Source organism: Pontibacter sp. BAB1700 (genome assembly GCF_000277005.1).
Taxonomy (GTDB): Bacteria; Bacteroidota; Bacteroidia; order Cytophagales; family Hymenobacteraceae; genus Pontibacter; species Pontibacter lucknowensis.
In genome coordinates, this window is the sequence record NZ_AKIS01000120.1 from 1 (window position 1) to 22,404 (window position 22,404).

At 49.6% G+C, this 22,404-nt stretch carries 19 protein-coding genes and 3 pseudogenes; 10 read left to right on the plus strand and 12 right to left on the minus strand.

Annotated elements, in window-relative coordinates; translation table 11 throughout:
- The 5 genes from O71_RS14495 to cdd all read right to left on the minus strand — a co-directional run.
- Window positions 1-959 (minus strand): acyltransferase (locus tag O71_RS14495; protein WP_007658080.1); only part of this gene is annotated, 959 nt, incomplete at its 3' end.
- 90 nt (window positions 960-1,049) lie between these two features.
- Window positions 1,050-2,198, minus strand: a complete 1,149-nt coding sequence (locus O71_RS14500; RefSeq protein WP_040574341.1) for an AraC family transcriptional regulator — start codon at window positions 2,196-2,198, stop codon at window positions 1,050-1,052.
- A 170-nt stretch (window positions 2,199-2,368) separates the two neighbouring features.
- Window positions 2,369-3,709 carry a hypothetical protein gene (locus O71_RS14505; protein WP_007658082.1) on the minus strand — a complete coding sequence of 447 codons (1,341 nt, stop codon included), beginning with the start codon at window positions 3,707-3,709 and terminating at the stop codon, window positions 2,369-2,371.
- Window positions 3,710-3,968: 259 nt separating this feature from the next.
- The gene (locus O71_RS14510; RefSeq protein WP_007658083.1) at window positions 3,969-4,592 is read right to left on the minus strand and encodes an alpha/beta hydrolase; all 624 of its coding nucleotides are present in this window, start codon (window positions 4,590-4,592) and stop codon (window positions 3,969-3,971) included.
- A gap of 3 nt (window positions 4,593-4,595) precedes the next feature.
- The gene (cdd, locus tag O71_RS14515; protein WP_007658084.1) at window positions 4,596-5,081 is read right to left on the minus strand and encodes a cytidine deaminase; all 486 of its coding nucleotides are present in this window, start codon (window positions 5,079-5,081) and stop codon (window positions 4,596-4,598) included.
- A gap of 127 nt (window positions 5,082-5,208) precedes the next feature.
- Here cdd and O71_RS14520 point away from each other — a divergent pair, with 127 nt between their 5' ends.
- Window positions 5,209-6,558: a saccharopine dehydrogenase family protein gene (locus O71_RS14520; RefSeq protein ID WP_040574342.1), complete on the plus strand. Its 1,350-nt coding sequence runs from the start codon at window positions 5,209-5,211 to the stop codon at window positions 6,556-6,558.
- A gap of 23 nt (window positions 6,559-6,581) precedes the next feature.
- On the opposite strand, the gene O71_RS14525 is transcribed toward O71_RS14520, so the two are convergent.
- From O71_RS14525 to aroQ, 5 genes are all read right to left on the minus strand, one after another.
- The gene (locus O71_RS14525; RefSeq protein ID WP_007658097.1) at window positions 6,582-7,298 is read right to left on the minus strand and encodes a tRNA1(Val) (adenine(37)-N6)-methyltransferase; all 717 of its coding nucleotides are present in this window, start codon (window positions 7,296-7,298) and stop codon (window positions 6,582-6,584) included.
- A 74-nt stretch (window positions 7,299-7,372) separates the two neighbouring features.
- Entirely contained in the window at window positions 7,373-7,837 is a 465-nt protein-coding gene (rnhA, locus tag O71_RS14530; RefSeq protein ID WP_007658099.1) for a ribonuclease HI, read from the minus strand.
- A 131-nt stretch (window positions 7,838-7,968) separates the two neighbouring features.
- A complete protein-coding gene (locus O71_RS14535) occupies window positions 7,969-8,535 on the minus strand; it encodes a MarC family protein (RefSeq protein WP_040574344.1) in 567 nt (188 codons plus the stop codon).
- 111 nt (window positions 8,536-8,646) lie between these two features.
- On the minus strand, window positions 8,647-9,708 hold the full coding sequence (locus O71_RS14540; RefSeq protein WP_007658103.1) for an aminotransferase class V-fold PLP-dependent enzyme: 1,062 nt from the start codon (window positions 9,706-9,708) through the stop codon (window positions 8,647-8,649).
- 81 nt (window positions 9,709-9,789) lie between these two features.
- A complete protein-coding gene (gene aroQ, locus O71_RS14545) occupies window positions 9,790-10,242 on the minus strand; it encodes a type II 3-dehydroquinate dehydratase (RefSeq protein WP_007658113.1) in 453 nt (150 codons plus the stop codon).
- 126 nt (window positions 10,243-10,368) lie between these two features.
- On the opposite strand from aroQ, the pseudogene xerD reads away from it, so the two are divergent.
- The 6 genes and pseudogenes from xerD (at window position 10,369) to O71_RS14570 (ending at window position 18,161) form a co-directional block, all read left to right on the plus strand.
- Window positions 10,369-11,267 (plus strand): annotated as a pseudogene (xerD, locus tag O71_RS26865) (site-specific tyrosine recombinase XerD).
- A 238-nt stretch (window positions 11,268-11,505) separates the two neighbouring features.
- Window positions 11,506-12,974: pseudogene (locus O71_RS14555) on the plus strand (beta-N-acetylhexosaminidase); the annotation flags it as partial.
- A 12-nt stretch (window positions 12,975-12,986) separates the two neighbouring features.
- On the plus strand, window positions 12,987-13,154 hold the full coding sequence (locus tag O71_RS23370) for a hypothetical protein (protein ID WP_007658116.1): 168 nt from the start codon (window positions 12,987-12,989) through the stop codon (window positions 13,152-13,154).
- A 114-nt stretch (window positions 13,155-13,268) separates the two neighbouring features.
- Entirely contained in the window at window positions 13,269-14,297 is a 1,029-nt protein-coding gene (locus O71_RS14560; RefSeq protein WP_007658117.1) for a quinone-dependent dihydroorotate dehydrogenase, read from the plus strand.
- 568 nt (window positions 14,298-14,865) lie between these two features.
- A complete protein-coding gene (locus O71_RS14565; RefSeq protein ID WP_007658118.1) occupies window positions 14,866-17,484 on the plus strand; it encodes a DNA translocase FtsK in 2,619 nt (872 codons plus the stop codon).
- A gap of 32 nt (window positions 17,485-17,516) precedes the next feature.
- On the plus strand, window positions 17,517-18,161 hold the full coding sequence (locus O71_RS14570; RefSeq protein WP_007658122.1) for an outer membrane lipoprotein carrier protein LolA: 645 nt from the start codon (window positions 17,517-17,519) through the stop codon (window positions 18,159-18,161).
- A 67-nt stretch (window positions 18,162-18,228) separates the two neighbouring features.
- Here the strand turns inward: O71_RS14570 and O71_RS14575 are convergent, their stop codons facing one another.
- On the minus strand, window positions 18,229-18,627 hold the full coding sequence (locus tag O71_RS14575; protein WP_007658124.1) for a hypothetical protein: 399 nt from the start codon (window positions 18,625-18,627) through the stop codon (window positions 18,229-18,231).
- A 179-nt stretch (window positions 18,628-18,806) separates the two neighbouring features.
- On the opposite strand from O71_RS14575, the gene pyrF reads away from it, so the two are divergent.
- Window positions 18,807-19,637 (plus strand): orotidine-5'-phosphate decarboxylase, encoded by an 831-nt coding sequence (pyrF, locus tag O71_RS14580; protein WP_007658126.1) that lies wholly within the window; start codon window positions 18,807-18,809, stop codon window positions 19,635-19,637.
- A gap of 112 nt (window positions 19,638-19,749) precedes the next feature.
- Window positions 19,750-20,382, plus strand: a complete 633-nt coding sequence (locus tag O71_RS14585; RefSeq protein WP_007658128.1) for a pyridoxamine 5'-phosphate oxidase family protein — start codon at window positions 19,750-19,752, stop codon at window positions 20,380-20,382.
- Window positions 20,383-20,496: 114 nt separating this feature from the next.
- On the opposite strand, the pseudogene O71_RS26870 reads toward O71_RS14585, so the two are convergent.
- A pseudogene (locus tag O71_RS26870) lies at window positions 20,497-22,138 on the minus strand (ABC-F family ATP-binding cassette domain-containing protein).
- Between the two features lie 96 nt (window positions 22,139-22,234).
- On the opposite strand from O71_RS26870, the gene O71_RS22725 reads away from it, so the two are divergent.
- Window positions 22,235-22,404, plus strand: a 170-nt coding sequence (locus O71_RS22725) for a DUF2851 family protein (protein ID WP_007658131.1), incomplete at its 3' end; no start/stop codon positions are given.

Consider the following 22,404-nt stretch of genomic DNA (forward strand, 5'->3'; position numbering starts at 1 on the left):
GCCACAATGACGGTCTGGTGCAGTATATAGAACGGGTATACCATCTCATTAGCTTGTGCCAGAAACTTATGTTTCAAGTTAAGGTGCTGCATCGCAAAACCCAGTATGACCATCAGCCAGAACCAACGGTTACTTTGCTTCAGGGCATAGTATAGCGATAATTCTATACCATTCAGATCAATATCTTTAAACCAGTAGAAAGTATACAGGATTGTAAGGGTTGAGGCCGCGAGGCCCAGGCTGAACCAGCGCAGTTTTCTTACTTTTTCCTGCAATTGAGGAAACTTCATCAATATAAAACCAATTAAGAAAACCGTGATGTAGAGAAAGTGGTTGGCCCAGTCATCTATAAGGGCATTCGTAGCCGGAAATCGTTCGTTGAGCAGAATGCCACCTGTACTCAACCACAGCGCGGGTACAGCCAGTAATACCCAGTTAGGTATACCGACTGCCTGTATGCTGACACGGCGCAGGTATACGAGTAGCGGCAAAAGCAGCAGGCTGTAGCAGAAAATATAAGTCAGGTACCAGAGATGGTGCCAGCTAAAGTTGCCTTCCGGGTATGGCTCAAACTCGAACACAGAGGGATAGAAGCTCAAATAATCTGTGGCCGTTCCCTGTACTACCCGCTCAAAGTATATCTGTGGTGGCACTACCAGCAGCATAGCTATGACCAATGGGAGCAGAATGCGCTTAAGTCTGTCTTTGGCGAAAGTGCCGGCACTCCGGAATCCCAGAGCAAAGTACACGCCTACACCAGACACCAGAAAAATAAGCGACATGCGCCACTGACTCATAAAGATCATCGGCACTTCCAGTGTTTGGCTGAGTACCGGGTTTTTAACGTGCCAGTCCCAACTGACAAAGTACATGCCGGTGTGGTAAAAGATGAGTAGCGAGAAGGCCAGTACCCGCAGCCAGTCGAACTCGTAACGTCTGATTTTAATCTGGTTTTCCATAGCGTTTCGTTTTGATGCAAACATCGCTAAAGAAGGTTAAATCAGAAGAATCTGCCGATAAGTGCGAGGTGCTAACTTATAGGGAAGTACTTAAACTGAACCGGAAACGGCATTTTTTCGGTATTGCCCGGGTGTCAGGCCCGTATGCTTTTTGAAGACACTGCTAAAAGCCGATTTTGATAAATAGCCTACCTGCTCGGCCACTTCTTCCACCTTGAGATGCTGCTGAGTTGGGTCTGCCAGTATGGCTCTGGCCTCTTGTATGCGGAGCTCAGCCAGATACTCAAAAAAGCTCTTGCCCAGGCGCTCGTTCAGGCTTTGCGAAAGGTAGTGGGGAGAAGTATGCAGTTGTTTGGCCAGCGTCGGGAGGGAGGCCGATGGTTGAATGTAAAATTTTTCCTCTTCAGCCGCTTTCAATTTCCGGATCAGGTCCTGCTTGGCCTCCTCGCTTAAGGCAGACTTCTCATACTTCAGTTGCACTACGGGCTGGAAGAAAGCAGAATCTGTGATGATCTTATAGCTGGCAAAGAAGAGCTGTACTACTAGAAACATGGCCAGGAAGTGGTCACCCAGATCACGCTCATAGCTTAGCTTCACGATCACGATCAGTACCAGTGTAGCGACGAAAAAGAACAGCAGAAACTTTGCCCAGGTATAGAAATAGGGGTTAGGAGACTCGGTTGAGCGCTGTTTTCTTAAAAGTAAAAAGCAAAGCACGATGTAGAGGAGGATGTGGAGCATCGTCAGCTCGTTTACATACCTTGTCCAGCGCAGCGGGTCCCAGAAAAGCTCAATGGTGACTGGCAAACGCTCCATCTCCGGGAAATAGGCTCCAATATAAGCGTTGTATTTAACCTCCGCTGGCTGTATGTAAAAAAGAATGTGGTAGAGAAAATACACCACGAAGGGGAGGAAATGCAGCCATTGCTTTCGGGTCCAATTGTTGCCGTTCAGACTCCGGAAAAGCAGGTAGGTAAGCGGACCAACTGCAAAATTTGCCGGCTCCGAGAAGTCAACCAGGTCGAGAACACGGAACATCAGGCCGCTGTAGCACAGAAATACTTCCAGGACCATGCTGGCAAAAGTGAAGACCAGTGCCGCCAGTAGCAGGTGATGATAGGGCTGCCGGTGTGGGCGCTTAGCCAGAAACAGCAGGCTCATGAAGTAGCCCTGCACCACGCCCACCAGGAGGATGGCCGCGAACCAATCGAATCGGAAGAAGGGCTCTATTTGTGGCATCGGCAAGTATGATTGTCTACTGACGGTTCATAAACTAAAGCTAAAACTAAATTTTAACTTACGTTTAAGTACACCCGAAAATTCTGCGCTTGGACTCTAGGAGGGGTGTTTAAGAAGAAAAGCCTCCGCTGTAGGCGGAGGCTCTTGCAATGAGTCTTAATTAAGTCGGATTACTGAAGACGTGCCTGGATCTCTTCGATCAAGCCATCATAGCGCTTCAGCAGACGGCCCCAGTCTTTGAAGTCCTCATCGTCTTTCACACTGATGTTGCGCGATGTGTTGTTTTCGCGCTCGTGACGCTGGCTTACGATCTTCACCACGTAAGTCAGGTCGTTGGAGTTACCGCCGCTGCTCACGATCACACGTGTGCGGATCATGTTGGCACCGTTGAAGTTCTGCACCTGCCAGGCACTTGTCAGATAGCCTGTGTTGTAGTCTACTGTTTCGAGCACATCAAAGCGCTTGGTTATAATTGAGCTCAGGATTCTCCAGGCATCAGCAGGGTCTACGGTTTTGTTTACAGGTATGGTAATGCGCACATTGGCCATGTCTGAGGAAATAGATGAGGAATAAGCCTCGTCCACGGCAAGCTCCACAAACTCAGTTGGCTCCGGAGCCTGCATGTTTTCCTGGTTGCAGTAGTTCTTGATATAGCGCAGGAAACCGTCTTTGGTCACGCGCACTTCTACGCAGCCGTTCTTTGGAACTTTCAGGTCGTATTTGCCTACGCCTACTACTTTGCCAGCCACCTCAATGTTGGCATCGGCAGGGGAGGATGTGATTTTCACTAAGCGATCTTCAAGCATGGCACGGCTACGAAGCGGAGGAAGCGGGTCAGTAGATGGCTTATTGCAGAACACCTGTACTACTTCGGCAAATCCGTCCTTTGTTACAGTCACTGTTACGCAAGTACCAAATGGTACGCTTACGTCTGTATTGCCACGACCGCTTACCACACCATTCAGTGATACAGAGGCGTCAGCCGGAATCACTTCCAGGCGCACCTGGCGGTCTTTCAATTCAAAAAAGTCTTTAACAGGAGGAGCTTCACGGTCTTTCTGGTTGTAGTATACCTTGGTTTGTGGTGCAAAGCCTGGTTTCTTCACCTCAACGTTCAGGAACTTGTCTTTCTCCACAATCAGGTTGATACGCTTTGTACCAGCCAGGCGACCGTCAATGTAGATCTCCGCATCATAAGGCTCCACACTGATGTCAACAAGGCGGTTTACGAGATCCACCTTCTGGACTTTGTCCCACTTCATGGTGCGTGGAAACTCACGAATCACAGGTTCATAACCTTCTTTTACAATGGCAATGCGATTGCGGGAGTCTTTATTCAGCTTCAACTCAATGCTTCCGACACCCAGTTCAGTCACTCGGGTATTGTCAGCATCGTTTAGCAAAAAGAATTTTGCGTCCGGAAAATTAGAGGCAACATTGATTTTGCTTTGTGCGAAAGCAGAGAATGCCAGAAAGCAGAAAAAGAAGGATAAGTAGAAAATTCTCCTCATAGGGCTAAAATAAAGTAAGTAAAAAATATAAAGTGAGTTGGTTGATTGCAGTTCTATCCCCACAAATTTAAATCAAATTTCTGTAAATTTATATATAACAATTTGTGCATCAATAAAAATACCCAAAAGTGGGTACCAGATAATTGCTATAAAATAAAATGTAGCAGATGTTATGAGCCGATTCAGCCGCGCAAAAACAGATAAATTTTTGTACAGATTAGCGTAAAATTGTAGTTGCTGCTCTAAGGTTTTAACCTGGCTAGTATTTCCGGAGCAATCGTATGGCCGCCTCGAAGGTATGGACTTGTGGTGAAATGCCGAGGCGTTGCATAATTTCCAGCTGATGCTGCAGTTTTTCGGACGTGATAAACTCGTCATGTGTGCCGTACACCAGATCTACCGGTATACCTACAAAAGCCGCTTTGCCCGATTCAAAATCGATATCCTCCGGAAAAGAGGCGGCCCAAAGTACGAGGTGCTGGCAAGGCACTCGTTCAGTTGCCAGCCAGCGGCAAACTGTAGCACCGCCCTGTGAGAAGCCCAGCACGTGCACCCGTACATCAGAAGGTACTTGTTGCAAAAGTTGTTGCAACAGCAGGTTGAGGTAAGCGGACTGATCCTCTATCTCAGAAAGACGATCTTCTTTTGTCATCCAGGTGGCGCCCACGCGACCCGAAAAACCATCCAGGTAAAAGCGGGAGAGTCCCTCCGGAGCCACTACCACAGTAGTCCCATCATCCAGCACAGCGAAGTGTCGCAAAAAATAACGGGCCAGCTGACCATAGCCATGGCATACTACCCACAGGTCGCGCGTCTGTTCTGAAGGCGTTCCCAAGGTATAGTAGCGTGCCGTTCGCGGCACTGTCAGCTGGTGTGTGTGCATAACTTACAAATGTTCTTTGTTGAACTGGAAAGGCAGCAGGTCGCTTACGCTGCGGAGGCGGTAGAATTTGCCCTCGGGTCCCTGCAGGAGCACAGGTATAGGCTCCCCTTGCTTGTGTTCGTACTCAGCCATTACCTGGCGACAGGCGCCACAGGGCATAGCCGGAAGATAATGTTGTTCGCTTCGTCGGCGTGCAGTCACAGCGATCATCCTGATTTTGGTGTTTGGGTGATGGGCACTCATGGCAAACAGGGCAGTACGCTCTGCACAGAGGCCGGAAGGGTAGGCGGCGTTTTCCTGATTGCTGCCTTTGAACATGGTGCCGTCTTCAAGTACCAGGGCGGCGCCTACCAAAAAGTTGGAATAAGGAGCATAGGCGTCGTTAGCAGCTTGTTGGGCCAGCTCCATCGCCTCGCGTTCCTGTGGTGTTAATTCTTCTGCCGAGTCCAGTACGTCGATGCAGATATTTATATTCAGCTCACTTGCCATTTAAGACCTTGTAGGTATAAAAATTAGAAAAGGGCTATAAATTTAACGGAATATTCTGATAAAACAATGCGAAAGGTTGGCCTTGCAGGTGGTTATTGCTAAATTCATGCGCAACGACACAATCGCTATGAAAAAAATACTCCTCCTCGGGGCTGGTCGCTCCGCCTCCTCGCTTATTCAATACCTGTTACAGCACGCGACTTCCGAAAACTGGCACATCATCATCGGCGACATCAACGTGGACCATCTGCAGGACAAAATCGTGCAGCTGGACTTTGCCGAAGCCATCGTATTCAATGTGCACGATGACGCACAGCGGGCTGCAGAGGTAAGCAAGGCCGATCTGGTGATCTCGCTTTTACCAGCGATCTTTCACATAGAGGTGGCACGGGAGTGTATGAAGCAGGGGAAGCACCTGATCACCGCATCGTACGTTTCGCCCGAGTTCAGAGAGCTGCACGAAGAGGCCAAGCAGAAAAACCTGACCATAATTATGGAGTCAGGCCTTGACCCGGGTATAGACCACATGTCAGCCATGGCGGTCATTCATCGTGTGCAGGGTATGGGCGGTCGTATCACGTCATTCAAGTCCTATACGGGCGGACTGGTTGCACCGGAGTCGGATAATAACCCCTGGAATTACAAGTTTAGCTGGAACCCACGCAACGTGGTGCTGGCAGGACAGGGGACGGCCAAGTATATTAAGAACGGCGAGTACAAGTATATACCTTACCACCAATTATTTAAGCGCACCGACGAACTGTTTGTAGAGGGCTACGGTCATTTCGACGGTTACGCAAACCGCGATTCGCTCAGCTATCGGGAGCATTACGGTCTAAAGGATATCCCTACCATGCTACGTGGTACACTGCGTCGCATTGGTTACTGCGCCGCCTGGGACGTTTTTGTGCAACTGGGTCTCACCGACGACAGCTATGATCTGGAAGGTGTGGGCGGCATGACGCATCGCAGTTACCTGGAAGCTTTCCTGCCACCAGCCGCCTCCACCGGCGAATCGCTGCAGCAACGCCTGTGCCGCTACCTGGATATCGCGCCCGAAGGTGAGATCATGGAAAAGCTGGAGTGGCTTGGGCTGTTTAAAGATATACCACTCGACATGCAGGTTGCCACACCGGCACAGGTGCTCGAAAAGATACTGGTAGGCAGATGGAAGCTGGAGCCCGGCGACAAAGACATGATCGTGATGCAACACCTGTTTGAGTACGAGCTGAACGGCGAGCAGCACGAGCTCACCTCCTCACTGGTAGTGTTGGGCGATGATGCCGTGCAGACAGCTATGGCTAAGACTGTGGGATTACCGGTTGGTATACTGGCAAAGCTTCTGCTGCAAGGTAAGATCGACCGCCGTGGAGTAGTTATACCTATCTACCCGGACCTGTATGAACCTGTGCTGGAAGAACTCAAAGGGTATGGAATTGACTTTGTGGAAGACGAAAAAGTGAAGGTTGTTCACTAGCAGGTATGGCCTTTGGGCAATCTTTAGAAGATCAGGTAGTAATCGCGCAGCAATTCTGAAAAGTCAGGAGTATAGGTCGTGCCGTCTTCTTTGCGGATGTATAAGGTCTTAGTAAGAGTATTCGCTTTCGGATTGCAGGTATAGGTTTGCACATGGCGAATACACTTGCCTCCGATGCGGGTAAAAATCTCCATGGTTTCGGTCAGGTATAAGGCATGCGTTTGGGCAAGTTCTGCAAAGTGGTTTGCCTCAGCTGGCGGCAGGAGCAAGTATAGTTTACCATCCTGAGTAAGGTGCTTCTGTGCAAAAGTCAGGATGTCTTCAAAAAGCAGATCGCCTGTATGCTTAGCTGTATTTTTAGCGGCATTGTCAGACTTGAGTGATGCCAGAAAAAATGGCGGGTTAGAGAGAATGACGTCGTACTGCTGCGTACAGGTTTCCGCAAATTCCTGCAAGGGCATCGGGTGTAGTTTCAGTCGGTCTGCCCACGGGCTTTCGACAAAGTTCTGCAAAGCCTGCACCTGCGCCTCCGGATTGATTTCTACTGCTTCCACTTCCGCCTCCGAGCGTTGCGCCACCATCAGGGCCAGCAAACCTGTTCCAGTTCCAATATCCAGTACCCGCTTCGCTTGACGCACCTCCAGATAGGCTCCAAACACACAGGAGTCTGTGCATACCTTCATAGCACATTGGTCCTGGTTGATGCGGAACTGCTTGAATTGAAAGTAGGTGTTAGGCAAGAGAATTAAGAATTAGGAATGTTGGCTAAGTTATGGAGAGTGAGGATGGGTAAGTTTGAATTATTCATTATTCATCACTTCGAATTAAACTGCCCCGACTCAAAGCCCTCGTCAATTAACAGATTCGGTGACAGTGCACTGGCAACCGCCAATTCATCGCAGCGTTCATTCTCCGGGTGGCCTGCATGACCTCTGATCCAGACGAATTTTACGTTATGTTTGGCATATACTCTTAGGAAACGGGCCCAAAGGTCACCGTTGGCTTTGCCGGCGAAGCCTTTCTTCTGCCAACCAAATACCCAGCGCTTTTCTACTGCATCTACCACATACTTGGAGTCCGAGTAGACCGTGACAGGTATACCAGGCTTGGTGATCGCCTCGAGCCCCACGATCACGGCGAGCAACTCCATGCGGTTATTGGTGGTCTTGCGGTAACCGGCAGTCAGTTCTTTCTCGTGGTTTTTCCAGCGCAAGATAGTGCCATACCCTCCCGGACCCGGATTTCCTCGTGATGCACCGTCTGTAAAAAGCTCGATCATATTGTAATTGAGTGAATGAGTGATTTAGCGATTGAGTGAGTTTTTGATTTAGTGAATGTGTGAATGAGTGAGTTATTGATTGTGAAAAAAATAATAAACCACTCCGTCACTCAATCGCTAACTCACTCAATTTAAATAGGTAGATTCGTTTTGAACAGCTTAATGGCAATAGCCAGCAGGATAACGCCAAAAACTTTGCGGAGCACGTTGGCGCCAGCTTTGCCGAGTTTACGCTCCAGCCAGGCCGAAGCCTTGAGAACGATGTAAACGAACATCAGGTTCAGGACTATACCGACCAGCACGTTTGGCAGAGAGTAAGCAGCACGCAGCGAGAGCAGGGTTGTCATGGTACCGGCTCCAACGATAAGCGGGAAGGCCAGCGGCACAATGGAACCACTTTTTACTTCCGGGTCGGAGTGGAAGAGGTCTTTGCCCAAGATCATCTCCAAACCAATCAGGAAAATGATAATGGCACCCGCCATGGCAAAAGACTCGAAATCGATGCCGAACAGTTTCAGGATACCATCCCCCACGAACAGAAACACGATCATTAGGATACCTGAAATAATGGTCGCTTTTTCTGATTCGATCTTGCCCTCCCGTTTGCGCAGGTCGATGATGATGGGAATAGAACCCAGAATGTCAATCACCGCAAACAGGATAAGTGTGACAGACGCGATTTCCTTAAAACTGAACAGCTCCTGAAGCATGGGTTGAGTGGTTGTTAAAATGTTAAAGCCAGCAAATAGGGTATAGCTATACCTGCAAGCGCTGACGCAATTTAATAACAAGCCGCAAAGGTAGGATTCTTAGGCGTAATAATGCAGGAAAAAGCGCTTTAGCTCTTCGTACTCTTCGTTGGCAATGGCCGGGAAGTTGGCCACCCGAAACGTGTTGCGCTGCCATGGTCCGTAGCCGTTGCCCAGCCGGATATTGTGGTGCAGCGCCCGCTTCTTGATGTCCTCCACCAACCGCTCGTTCGCCTCCAATACCAGTACTGTTTTAGAGCGCACTTCTTCGTTTTCAATCAGCAGTTTAAAGTCGGTGAACTGTCCGAAGAACTCGTACAGCTCGTTGGCCCGATCCGTCAGGTCGATGTCGAGTTGTTTGATAAAAGGCCGGTCTTCGAGCATACGCTTGAGCAGGTAGATGTTGAGCGTGTTCGGCGTGTGCACGGTCTGGTAGTTGAGCATCTTCTCGTAGAGCGACACTAGGCTGTTGTAGTGGCCGCGCTCGTTCATTTGCTTGGCCCGGAAGATGGCACGCGGCGAGCAAACAAGTATACCCAGACCCGGCGGCAGACCGAAGCACTTCTGCACGGAGGCAAACCAGATATCAGCTTTAATGTATTTCAGGTTGAGGCCGGCCATCGAGGAAGTTGCATCCACGGCTGTGAGCGTGTCCCGGAAGCGGTTGTGCAGGTTCAGGATGGTACTGGCTGTGACCTGTGTTCCGTTGGAGGTTTCATTTTGAGTGAAGCAGATCAGCTCAGTATCGACACTGATGTCGAGTTCCTCCACCGGCATGGCCTCGTTGATGTCGAAGCGAATACCCTCGGCATTGGGGCGTAGCTTTTTGGCATACTCGTACCATTTCTCCCCAAAAGAACCATTGTAAATGTGGAAGCTCTTCTTTTTGGTGAGGCTTTGGGTCAGGATCTCCCAGCACTCGGTGGCGGAGGAGGTAAAAAAAATAGAGTAGTCCTGCGGAATGTTGAGGCGCCGCTTGAGCGAGCCCACCACCGTGCGTGATAGCTGTACAAACTGTTCTCCGCGGTGCGGAGCTCCCAATATACCTTCGTCATACGCATCCATAAGATAGTTGCGCACTTCCGGATATATTTTAGACGGTCCTGGATAGAAATTCAACATGGAGGGTAATATAAAGAATTATAGTATTGCTACTATAGTAAAAAGCAAATATTTAGTGAACGGAATCCCAGTGTTACCACGCTATTTTTTGGATCCAAAACCGATCTGCTTCGGCTTCATGCGCTCGAAGTACTGCAGTGCCAGCCGGTAGCTCTCCATCCCGAAACCTGTGATTACTCCTTTGCAGAAAGGAGCCAGCATGCTTTTGTGACGGAAAGCGTCGCGGGCATAAACATTGGAGATGTGCACCTCGATTACAGGCGTTTCGATGGCCTTGATAGCGTCAGAGAGGGCCACGGAGGTATGGGTATAGGCGCCACCGTTGAACACGATGCCTTTGTAGCTGAAACCCACCTCGTGCAGCTTGTCGATCAGTACCCCTTCGGTGTTTGACTGAAAATAGGATAACTCCATGGCTGGAAACGCTTCCTTCAGCTCTTCAAAATATGATTCGAATGACTCGGAGCCGTAGACAGACTTCTCGCGAATACCGAGCAGGTTAAGATTTGGGCCGTTCAGGATGAGGATTTTCATAGTTTAGGGGTGTTTTGTGATTTCAGCTCAATTAAGCGGATGCAATTTAAGTATTAACTATCTTTGCTTTGATTTTTTTGACAAAAGAAAGTTTTGTCAGCTCCTCTTTTGCCCAAATTCTACCTTATGAAGTGGTCCATCTGCATTACCCAGTTCGAGCAATACCTGCGTCTCGAAAAGTCCCTTTCCGGTAACTCCGTGGAAGCCTACTTGCGCGATATACGCAAACTGACTGATTTTCTGGAGATCAAAGGTATAAACGTGCAGCCAGAGCAGATGACCCCGCCTATACTACGGGAATTTCTGGAGTGGGTAGCTGAGTTAGGTATGACGCCGCATTCGCAGGCACGCACACTGTCAGGTATACGGGCTTTCTACAAGTTCCTGATTATGGAAGACATGCTCACCGCGGACCCGACTGAGACCATCGAAGCCCCGAGCTGAGCCGCAAGCTGCCTGATACGCTGCACTTCCATGAAATAGAGCAGTTGCTGGCCGCCATCGACCTTTCTACGCCAGAAGGGACCCGTAACAGGGCTATGCTGGAGACGCTTTACAGCTCCGGACTGCGTGTGTCGGAGTTACTGGAGCTGAAGCTGAGTAACCTTTACGAGGATATGGGCTTCCTGAAAGTGGCCGGTAAAGGCGACAAAGAGCGACTGGTGCCGATCGGACGCGACGCACTCAAGCACATCCAACTATACCGCGAAGGGGTGCGCTGCCATCTGACTATCAAAAAAGGCCACGAAGACTTTGTGTTTCTGAACCGTCGTGGCGCTAAACTCACACGGGTGATGGTGTTCACCATCATCAAAGACCTGGCCGCCAAAGCAGGTATACAGAAAACGGTGAGTCCCCATACCTTCCGCCATTCCTTCGCCACGCACCTGATCGAGGGCGGCGCCGATCTGCGTGCCGTGCAGGAAATGCTGGGCCATGAGTCCATCACTACCACCGAGATCTATACCCACCTCGACAGGGATTACCTGAAGCAGGTGATCAAGGATTATCACCCGAGAAGCTGATTTAAGTTTAGGAGTTTGGGATTTTGGGAGAGTAGGAGGTATAGCCTGTAGGGACAGGATGCGACCTGTCCGGATCCTGCACTGGATTCATATACCAGACATCAACACTTGACTGGTGGTACTCTTAGAAAATGTGAAATTTACAGTGCCATGCCATTTGTAGAAGGCATCCTGGCAATCCCGTTATACCAATCGTTTTTCCAGAAGTCAATAAGCAACACAATTTCAAAATACCCGCATGCGATCTACTTTCATCCGAATATTCACCACTGCCCTGCTTTCTTTAGCTATACCTTTTCTCACCACCGCTCAGTCCGTGGATGACATTACACCGCGACCTGTGGAGGTGATCAAGGAGGCCAGAGGGCATGTAACCATCGACGGAAAAGCCCACATCGTGTTTGACAAGCAGTTCGGAGCGCAAGCTGATTTTCTGAAAGAAATGCTGTCCGCTCAAACCGGACTGAACCTGTCTGCATACCCAAACACACCTGATAAGCCCAAGGCCAGTCATCACATCCGATTGGTTTTCGACAACAAGACCATCGACAAAGCCGAAATGTATACCTTGACGGTGTCAGGTAAGGACGTGACCATACGCGCCAAGGACACAGGCGGTATGGTATATGGCATTCAGACATTGCTGCAACTGTTCCCGCTGAAGCAGGTAAAGGAAGTGAAGATCCCGGATGTGCATATCAAAGACTATCCTCGCTTTGCTTACCGCGGCATGCACCTGGACGTGGTGCGGCACATGTTCCCCGTGGAGTTCATCAAGAAGTACATCGACTACCTGGCTTTCCATAAGTTCAACACCTTTCACTGGCACCTGACCGACGATCAGGGCTGGCGCATCGAGATCGAGTCTTACCCGAAACTGAACACGATCAGCTCTTGGCGAAAGGAAACCCTGATCGGGCACTTCAAAGACGAACCGGCCAGGTATGACGGCACCCGTTACGGCGGCTATTATACCAAAGACGAAATACTGGAAGTAATTAACTATGCTTCGGTGCGCGGCATCAACATTATACCTGAAATCGATATACCTGGCCACAGCCGCGCTACCATTGCGGCTTACCCCGAACTGAGCACCCGCCCTGACACTACCTGGAATGTAGCTACTACCTGGGGCATGTATAACCGCCAGAACAATGTGTTGCAGCCGAATCCGGCAACGTTCCAATTTCTGGAGACGGTGTTTCAGGAAGTAGCCGACCTGTTCCCATATGAATACTTCCATCTGGGCGGCGACGAGACCAGTAAAAAATGGTGGAAAGCTGATCCGGTTTCGCAGCAATTCATCAAAGACCACAACCTGAAAGACGAGAAAGGACTGCAGACTTATTTTGTAGAGCAGGTGGCAGGTTATCTGGCTGCCAAAGGCAAGAAAGTGATCGGGTGGCACGAGATTCTGGAAGGTGACCTGAGCACATCGACACTGATCATGAACTGGGGAGGAGAGAAAGAGGGGATAACTGCCGCTACCCGTGGCCACCAGGTGATCATGGCGCCAGGCAAGCCCCTGTACTTCGACCACTACCAGTCCAAAGACCCTAACGACAGCTTGGCCATACACGGCTACAACCCGCTCGATGCTGTGTATAATTTTGAACCTATACCTGCGGCATTGCGCGAGCGCAAACTGGACCACTATATTATCGGGCGCAGGCCAACTTATGGACGGAGTACATCGGCAGCGAAGCCAAAGTAGAGTACATGGTTTTCCCGCGCATGACCGCCTTGAGCGAGGTGCTGTGGTCACCAGCCGAAAAGAAGAACTTCACTGATTTTAAACGCCGACTTAACACGGCCATCATTCCGCGCTATACCTTCTGGAAGGCCAAATACTTCCCCAACTTTGAGCAGTGGACGGCGGATAAATAATTTTTCAGCTTTCTGTTTCTAAGAGGCAGACCTCACAGATGTCAGAAACACTGTGAGGTCTGCCTCTTAGTATTTATCTTTGCGGGCAGCTAACCAAACCCAAAAACCGCTGCCGTGTATAAGAGCCTCCTTCGTCCGCTACTTTTCAAATTAGATCCCGAGAAAGTTCACTACCTTACTACCGATGCCTTACGCACGGCATTTGGCCTTCCTTTTACTAAAAGCATCAGCCGCAGCATGTTCCGGGTGGAGGACAAGCGACTGGAGCGGGAACTCTTCGGATTGAAATTCCCCAATCCGGTTGGATTAGCCGCTGGCTTTGATAAAGATGCTAAGTTAGTGGATGAGCTTGGGGAGCTTGGATTTGGCTTCATTGAGATCGGGACACTCACCCCAAAACCACAGGAGGGTAACCCGAAGCCGCGCCTTTTCCGTCTTCCGGAAGATCAGGCCATCATCAACCGCATGGGCTTTAACAACGAAGGCGTGGAAGCAGCCGTGGAGCGATTACGAAAGCGCAAAAGCAACATCATTGTGGGTGGCAACATCGGCAAAAACAAAATAACACCAAACGAGGAGGCGCTCAACGACTACCTGTACTGTTTCAAAGCACTTTATGATGTCGTCGATTATTTTGTCGTAAACGTAAGCTCTCCCAACACCCCCGACCTGCGTGCCTTGCAGGAAAAAGAGCCGCTGCAGCAACTGCTGATGGCCCTGCAAGAGCTAAACAATTCCATGCCAAAGGCCAAACCCCTGCTTTTGAAGATTGCCCCAGACCTGAACGAGGCTCAGTTAAATGATATAATCGAGATTGCCGTGGCTGCCAAGCTGAGTGGTATTATTGCCACCAACACCACCATCAGCCGCGAAGACTTGCACACCCCTGGAAGCCGCGTAACCGATATCGGAGCAGGAGGCCTCAGTGGCAAACCGCTTACAAAACATGCTACCGAGATCATTCGTTACCTGCGTCAACACTTGCCTGCGGAAATCAAAATTATCGGCGTGGGCGGTATTATGACGGCAGAGGATGCTGTGGAGAAGTTAGAGGCCGGTGCTGACCTGGTGCAGCTATATACCGGTTTTATTTATGAAGGACCGGCGCTGGTTGCTAATATTAATAAGAGGTTGTTGAAATAAATCGTCCTACCGAGGGAGTAGAGGAGCCTTTGCTGGTGTAGCAGTGGCTGTAGGTATAGCAAATTGGATTGTTTTATAGCTTCGCCTGTGCGGCGGGCACTTACTTTTTTCCTTGATGAAAAATCGAGGGGCCCTACTCCCAGTAAGCAAAAAAATCAAGACGATTTTGAACTCGCTGACCACTCAAACAAAAAATCGTCATTGGTGCACCTGGCTCAGGTGAGCCTGTTTCATAGCTTAAGTGGTAAGTTACCTTTTCAATGCGTGCCAGTGGACTGTAAGAGGTGTAACAAAGCTTATACCTGTGGAGGGGCAGTGGCAGAAAGCTCCCACACCTTTGCCAAGGAGGAACTAGAGGTGATTTGCCCCGACACCTGTGAAAATCCTGTTTATCCTTAAATCCTGTGAATCCTTGGGGGTAGGGGCCCTATGTGAAGATTCAGACAGTTGAGAAAGTCGAAGCCAAGTCTATTTCAATTTTTTAGCACATTTCCTGAAAAGCCTTCGGATTTGCTGAGCGGCGTGTGCCGAAAAAATGTAAATTTGAAATCTTAATTAGTCGAAGGGTATGGCAAAGAACACTTACAGAAACGATGCAGTGAGCACGGGAAGGGCGAGGAATGAGGTGCGTGGACGTAATGAACCACGCGGCAGCGCCTCTACCAGTGAAAAGCCCAAGCAGAAGAAAGCTAAAAAACCATTTTTTAAGATGCCGTCTTTCAGGCTGAACCTGAAAGCGCCCGCCTTTTTGTCTGATCGCCGCTTCAAGCTGTTCATTGGCTTCTCATTACTGCTGATCTCCTTTTTTATGACCATCGCGTTTGTGTCTTACCTGTTCACAGGGGCCGCCGACCAGAGTGTGGTGCAGTCTGTACAAGGCACGGGGCTGAAAGAGTCAGGGCAGGAGGCTGAGAACTGGCTGGGTCTGTTCGGTGCCTGGGTTTCCCACTATTTTATTTATGACTTATTAGGTATAGGAGCCTTTTTCCTGATACCGATCGCCTTCTTCGCTGGCAGCCGCATTGTGTTCCGCTGGAAAACTGTTTCTATGTCGTACGTGTTCGGGCTGTGTACATTCAGTATGCTATGGCTGAGCCTGACTTTGGGGTATATCGTGCTCACAACGGGTACGGTAAGTGAATACGGCTTCATGGGCGGAGGTATAGGTATAGAAACGGCCATTTGGCTAAGCAGCCTGATTGGTTGGGGTAGTGGTTTGCTGCTCGGCTTCCTGCTATTGATTTTCCTGGTATTCTTCTTTAACATCACGAGCATCAGCTGGAGCAAACCAGCAACTGAGGACGAAGAGGGTGAAGTGGCGATTGACAGAGGAAGTACTTCGTCGCTGCGCGATGTGGTGCACGGTTCTGCCCGTAACATCAACCACAACGCCGACCCGACTGCTTCTTTGGATGCCGAGGAAGAAGAGGAGATTGAATTCGATGAAGATGAGGAAGAAGCGATCAACCGTGCCTTGGAGATGGAGCTGAGTTCGCTCAAGCCAGAGCCCCCAAAGCCTGCTGCACCTGCACCAACGCCTACGCTGGAGCTCGATATTGAAACTGAATTTGAAGAAGAATTAGCAGAGGCTGAGTTTGATACGGCCGAGGGTGAAGAAGATGACCTAGATCTGCAAATCGAAAAGACACCGGAAGAAGAAGCAGCCGACGTGCTGGCCACCGAAAACTACGACCCGACACTGGATCTGGCCCGCTACCAGTACCCGACTGTCGACCTGCTCAATGACTATGGCAGCAGCAAGATTCAGGTAACCAAGGAGGAACTTGAAGCTAACAAAGACAAGATCGTGGCCACACTTGGCCACTATAATATAGGTATAGCCAGCATCAAAGCGACCATCGGCCCGACGGTGACACTTTATGAAATCGTGCCGGATGCCGGGGTGCGTATCTCTAAGATCAAGAACCTGGAAGATGATATCGCCCTGAGCTTAGCGGCTTTGGGTATACGAATTATCGCGCCTATACCTGGCAAAGGTACCATCGGTATAGAGGTGCCGAATACGAAGAAGGAGATGGTGTCGATCAAGTCGATTCTGTCGACGGAGAAGTTTATGAAGAGCGAGATGGACCTGCCAATCGCCTTTGGTAAGACCATTACCAACGAAGTGTTCATCACCGACCTGGCCAAAATGCCGCACTTGCTGATGGCAGGTGCTACTGGTCAGGGTAAGTCAGTTGGTCTGAACGCTATTCTGACCTCGCTCCTGTACAAGCGCCACCCTTCGCAGCTCAAGTTCGTGCTGGTCGATCCGAAAAAGGTGGAACTCTCGCTGTTCAATAAGATAGAGCGTCACTTCCTGGCCAAGCTGCCGGACACAGAGGAGGCGATCATCACCGACACCAAAAAGGTGGTGAACACGCTCAACTCGCTCTGTATGGAGATGGACATGCGCTATGACTTGCTGAAAGATGCTGGCTGCCGTAACCTGAAAGAGTATAACAAGAAGTTTGTGGAGCGTAAGCTAAACCCGAAAAAGGGACACAAGTTTATGCCCTATATTGTGCTGGTAATAGACGAGTTGGCAGACTTGATGATGACAGCCGGCAAAGAGGTGGAAACGCCAATTGCCCGTCTGGCGCAGCTGGCCCGAGCCATTGGTATACACCTGGTAGTAGCCACACAGCGACCGTCGGTGAACGTTATCACGGGTATCATCAAAGCAAACTTCCCGGCGCGTATCTCTTTTAAAGTAACCTCCAAAATCGACTCCCGCACCATTCTGGATGCAGGTGGCGCTGACCAATTGATCGGTCAGGGTGACATGCTCTTCTCGATTGGTTCAGATATGATTCGTATTCAGTGCGCCTTTGTAGACACGCCGGAAGTGGATCGTATTTGCGACTTCATTGGCGAGCAACAGGGGTATAACGATGCCTACCTGTTGCCGGAGTTTGTGGGTGACGAGAGCAGCTCCGAAAAAGCAGACTTCGACTCAAGCTCCAAGGATCCAATGTTTGAGGAAGCCGCCCGCATTATCGTACAGCACCAGCAGGGCAGCACTTCGCTTTTACAGCGTCGCCTTAAGTTGGGTTATAACCGTGCCGGCCGCCTGATCGATCAGTTAGAGGCTGCAGGTATAGTGGGGCCCTTTGAAGGAAGTAAGGCCCGTGAAGTTTTAATTCCGGACGAGTACAGTTTGGAACAGTTATTGAATACGCTGTAGGAAAGAATAAAACACGACACTCAAATAACATCATGAAAAGAGTATTATCCCTTTTGCTGGCAGTATTTATGTTTGTGAACCTGGCGAATGCGCAGCAGGACCCGAAGGCAGGCAAGATACTGGACCAGATGAGCCAGAAGTACAGAAGTATGAAAGCTTTCAAAGCTACTTTTGCACAGACACTGGAGAACCCTTCTGCCAAGGTAAAAGAAACGATGGAAGGAGATATTTTGGTAAGCGGTCCGAAATACAGACTAGCCGTGAGCGGACAGGAGATTATCAGCGATGGTAAACTGATGTGGACTTACCTGAAAGAGGTAAACGAAGTGACCATCACAGAAACCGACGCGGAAGCAGAGGCCATGGCGCCGAGCAAGATTTTCGACATGTATAAGAAAGGCTACAAGTATGCCTATGCTGGTACCGAAAAGCAGGGTGCTGACACTTATGACGTGATTGAGCTGGCTCCTGAGGACCGTAGCAATCCGATCTTTAAGGTGCGCCTGCACATCAACCAGAAAGACAAGTCGCTGAAGAGCTGGCAGATGTTCCGTAATAACGGCAATCGCTATACCTATACCATCAAAAACTTCCAGGCAAACCCTGAGCTGGCTTCTGACGCCTTCAGCTTTAACAAGGCCAAATACAAAGGCGTGCAGGTGGTAGACTTACGATAACCCAACCGATTTATGATAAAAGAAAAGAGTTGCTCTATTAGGGCAGCTCTTTTTTTGTATCATAAATTTAAAAGTCCCCGACGTCTATCGTTGCAACAATAAACCCCACTTGAGGAGTGGAACGGAATTTCAAGGTATAGATGCCTGCCTCTGTCGGTCGGAAGGTATAGGGAGCCATACGGATCGGCAGATCATCGGTGCAAACCTTCCCTTGATACTTCGCCACCACCCTTATGACCGTCTCCTTGCCAGAAGAGCTGACATTAAACGAGCCGAACTGACCACAACCTCCGCTAACCTGAAAGTGAACATCCACTGTCACGGTTTCACCTACTTGTGCAGTTGCAGGGGCTTCTACGCGAACAATGGGAGCAGGGCGCTCTTGTGCCGGAGGTTCGGAATCTTCTTTGGAGCATCCGGTGGCAATCAGAAGAATAAAGGCGAGGGTGCACAGGTGTCGTATCATAGTTTTTTGGTTTAAGGTGCTACTTACTATTTCGATTCCTTTTGTGCGGATAAGGTTGCAAGACCTAACAGATCTAGCGTAACAGTATCAATTAGTGGCCTGTGCAGGTATAAAAAATTTGTAGCTGCCCTTAAATAAACTAGCTTTGCTATACCTGAACTTTAGCTCCTATACCTATCATGACCAGAGAAAAGCTGTTTGAGCAGATCCTCCAGAAAAAATCATACCTGTGCATTGGTCTCGACACCGATCCCAAACGTTTGCCCGAGCACCTGCTCGACCACGAAGACCCGGTATTTGAGTTTAACCGCCAGATCGTGGAAGCCACTGCTGACCTGTGTGTAGCCTATAAGCCGAATATCGCCTTTTATGAAGCGCAGGGTCCGAAGGGTTGGGTAAGCCTGGAGAAAACGCTGGAAGTGATACCGGAAGAGATCTTCACGATAGCGGACGCCAAGCGTGGCGACATTGGCAATACCTCGGAGCTTTACGCCAGGGCCTTTTTTGAGACGATGAACTTCAATGCTGTGACCGTGGCACCTTACATGGGCTCCGATTCTGTGAAGCCATTTCTGGTGCAGCCGGGCCGCTGGGTGATTTTGCTGGCGCTCACATCTAACCCGGGCAGTAAGGATTTTCAGATGCTCAAATTGTCGGATGGTAACGAAGAGTACCTCTTTGAGCAGGTCCTGCGTGAAAGTGCCAACTGGGCCAGCGTAGGACAAATGATGTACGTCGTGGGTGCCACGCAAGGCGAGTATATTGAACGGGTGCGTGCCATCGTACCAAATCACTTTTTGCTGGTGCCGGGAGTTGGCGCACAAGGCGGTAGCCTCGAAGAAATCTCCCGACTTGGCATGAACCAGCAGTGCGGCCTTTTGGTAAACTCGTCCCGCGCCATCATCTACGCTTCCTCCGGTCGCGATTTTGCTGACCGTGCCCGAGAAGCAGCTTTGGAAGTGCAGAAGGAGATGGAGCAGTACTTAGATCAGTATGTAACGCATTTGTAGAGATACAGAATTAAGTTCTTTTGAAATAACATAAACGCCATACCAAAGCTAAGCATCCAGGTATGGCGTTTATGTTTTATATTGTGGTAGGTATAGATAAGAAGACAATAGCATGAGCAATCAGTTTTCAGAGATCATCAGTACGGTAGAAGATTTACAGGCTTTGCTGGGTACACCGAGCGATTTGGTCAACAACAAGTCGATAGACTACTTAGATTCACATTGCCGTGACTTTATATCGAAGGCATCTATGCTGTTTGTAAGTACAAGTGACGCAGCAGGTAACTGCGATGTGTCTCCTAGGGGTGATGCGGCTGGCTTTGTGCTGGCCTTGGACGAGAAGCGACTGGTTATACCTGAGCGGCCCGGCAACAAACGATGCGACACGCTTCGGAATATTCTGGAGAACCCAAAGGTTGGCCTGATCTTCATTATTCCGGGTCTGGAAGAAACGCTTCGTGTAAATGGCAAGGCTTGTATCATTAAAGACGAAATCATCCTGACGCAACTTGCGGCGCAAGGCAAAGTGCCCGTTGTAGGTATAGGGGTGGAGGTAGAGGAATGCTACATCCATTGCGCAAAAGCATTTAAGCGGTCAAGTCTTTGGCAGCCCGAGCAGTGGCCTGCGCAGGAAACCCTGCCCCGTCCTGCCGCTATCCTGGCAGATCATATTAAAAAGCCTGACTATAGCGAAGAGCACATCAAAACGGTACTTAAAGAAAGCTACGAGAAGCGCCTGTACTAGACCTTACATCCAGGCTGCTGTTACAAGATAGCAATCCATGTCTTTCTGAGCTGTATCTTTAAATGCTTCAGGTATAGCTACTAATAAAAAAGGCCCCATCACAGGGGCCTTTTGTTATTTTGCTACGGTGCGTTCTATCTCCCGCAAGTTCTCCATTTTCTTATTTCTTAGGAAGCCATTGATGTCTTCGAAGTGCTCACGCACACGCTTGTTGCCAAACTCAAATACTTTATCTGCCAATCCGTCGAGGAAGTCACGGTCGTGCGATACCAGAATGATGGTACCTTCGAAAGCCTTGAGCGCGTCTTTCAGAATGTCTTTGGTCTTGATGTCGAGGTGGTTGGTCGGTTCGTCAAGGATGAGCAGATTTACCGGCTGTAACAACAGCTTGATCATTGCTAATCGCGTTTTCTCGCCACCTGACAGCACTTTCACCTTCTTCTCGATGGTGTCGCCGCTGAACATGAAGGCACCCAAGAGGTCCTTCACACGGGTACGGGCATCGCTACGGCAATCTCGTCGATGGTTTGGAAAATGGTCAGTTCGCCATCGAGCAGGGCAGCCTGATTTTGGGCAAAGTAACCGATCATGCAGTTATGACCTAGTTGCATCTTGCCTTCAAAATCGATCTCACCCATAATGGCTTTCACCATCGTCGACTTACCCTCACCGTTCTTGCCCACAAATGCCACTTTCTCACCACGGTTGATGGTCATGGAAGCGTCTTTGAATACGGTATGGTCACCGTACTTTTTGGTCAGTTCCTCCACAATAACAGGGTAATTTCCAGAGCGCGGTGCCGGCGGGAATTTAACATTCAAAGCAGAGGTGTCCACTTCGTCTACTTCCACAATCTCCATCTTCTCGAGCATCTTCACGCGCGACTGTACCTGCAGTGTCTTAGAATAAGTACCCTTGAAGCGATCAATGAAAGTTTGGATATCGGCAATCTCTTTCTGCTGGTCGTCGAATTGCTTCTGTTGTTGCTCGCGGCGCTCTTTGCGCAGTTGTAGGTATTGGCTGTAGGTAACTTTATAATCGTAGATGCGGCCCATCGTCACTTCGATGGTGCGGTTGGTGATGTTGTCCACGAAGGTCTTGTCGTGTGAGATCACGATTACAGCCTTGGCATTGTTTACCAGGAAATCCTCGAGCCACTGGATGGACTCAATGTCGAGGTGGTTGGTCGGTTCGTCCAGCAGGATCAGGTCTGGCTTTTGAAGCAGGATCTTGGCCAGCTCGATACGCATGCGCCAGCCGCCGCTGAACTCGTTGGTAGAACGCGTGAAGTCTTCGCGGGAGAAGCCCAAGCCTTTTAGTGTTTGCTCTACCTCGCGTCGAAGTTAATCTCCTCGATGGAATAGTACTTTTCACCTAGCTCCGATACCTGCTCGATGATCTTGTAATACTCATCGGAGTCGTAGTCGGTGCGGGTTTCCAGTTGTGCGTTGAGCTCGTCCATCTGCTTTTTCATGTCGAGCACTTTGGCGAATGCCTTAGACGCTTCTTCGAACACGGTACAGTTGTCATCGGTGAGCAGGTGCTGCGGCAAGTAGGCGATTACGGCATCCTTCGGCGCCGACACCTTGCCACGGGTGGGCTTGCTGGCGCCCGCTATAATTTTGAGCAGCGTAGATTTGCCTGCACCGTTTTTTCCCATCAGGGCGATGCGGTCGTTTTCGTTGATGTTGAAAGAAACATTGCTGAAAAGGGCCGCACCATTGAACTCCACGCTCACCGCGTCAACTGAAATCATAATCGTTTAATTTTAAGGGGGCAAAGATAGGAAAGTTTAGGAGTTAACTCCCAAACTCTTCACTCGTAAACTATTCCCAACTCACAACCAAGACACATGAAAGAAGAGTTCCTGCACTACATCTGGCAACATCAGTATTTCGGAAAAACGGATTTATACACGGTGGAGGGGGAGCCAGTGCAGGTGCTGCGGGTGGGAATGTACAACACGGATGCAGGGCCGGATTTCAAAGAGGCCATCATTAGAGTAGGAGAGGTGGAGTGGTC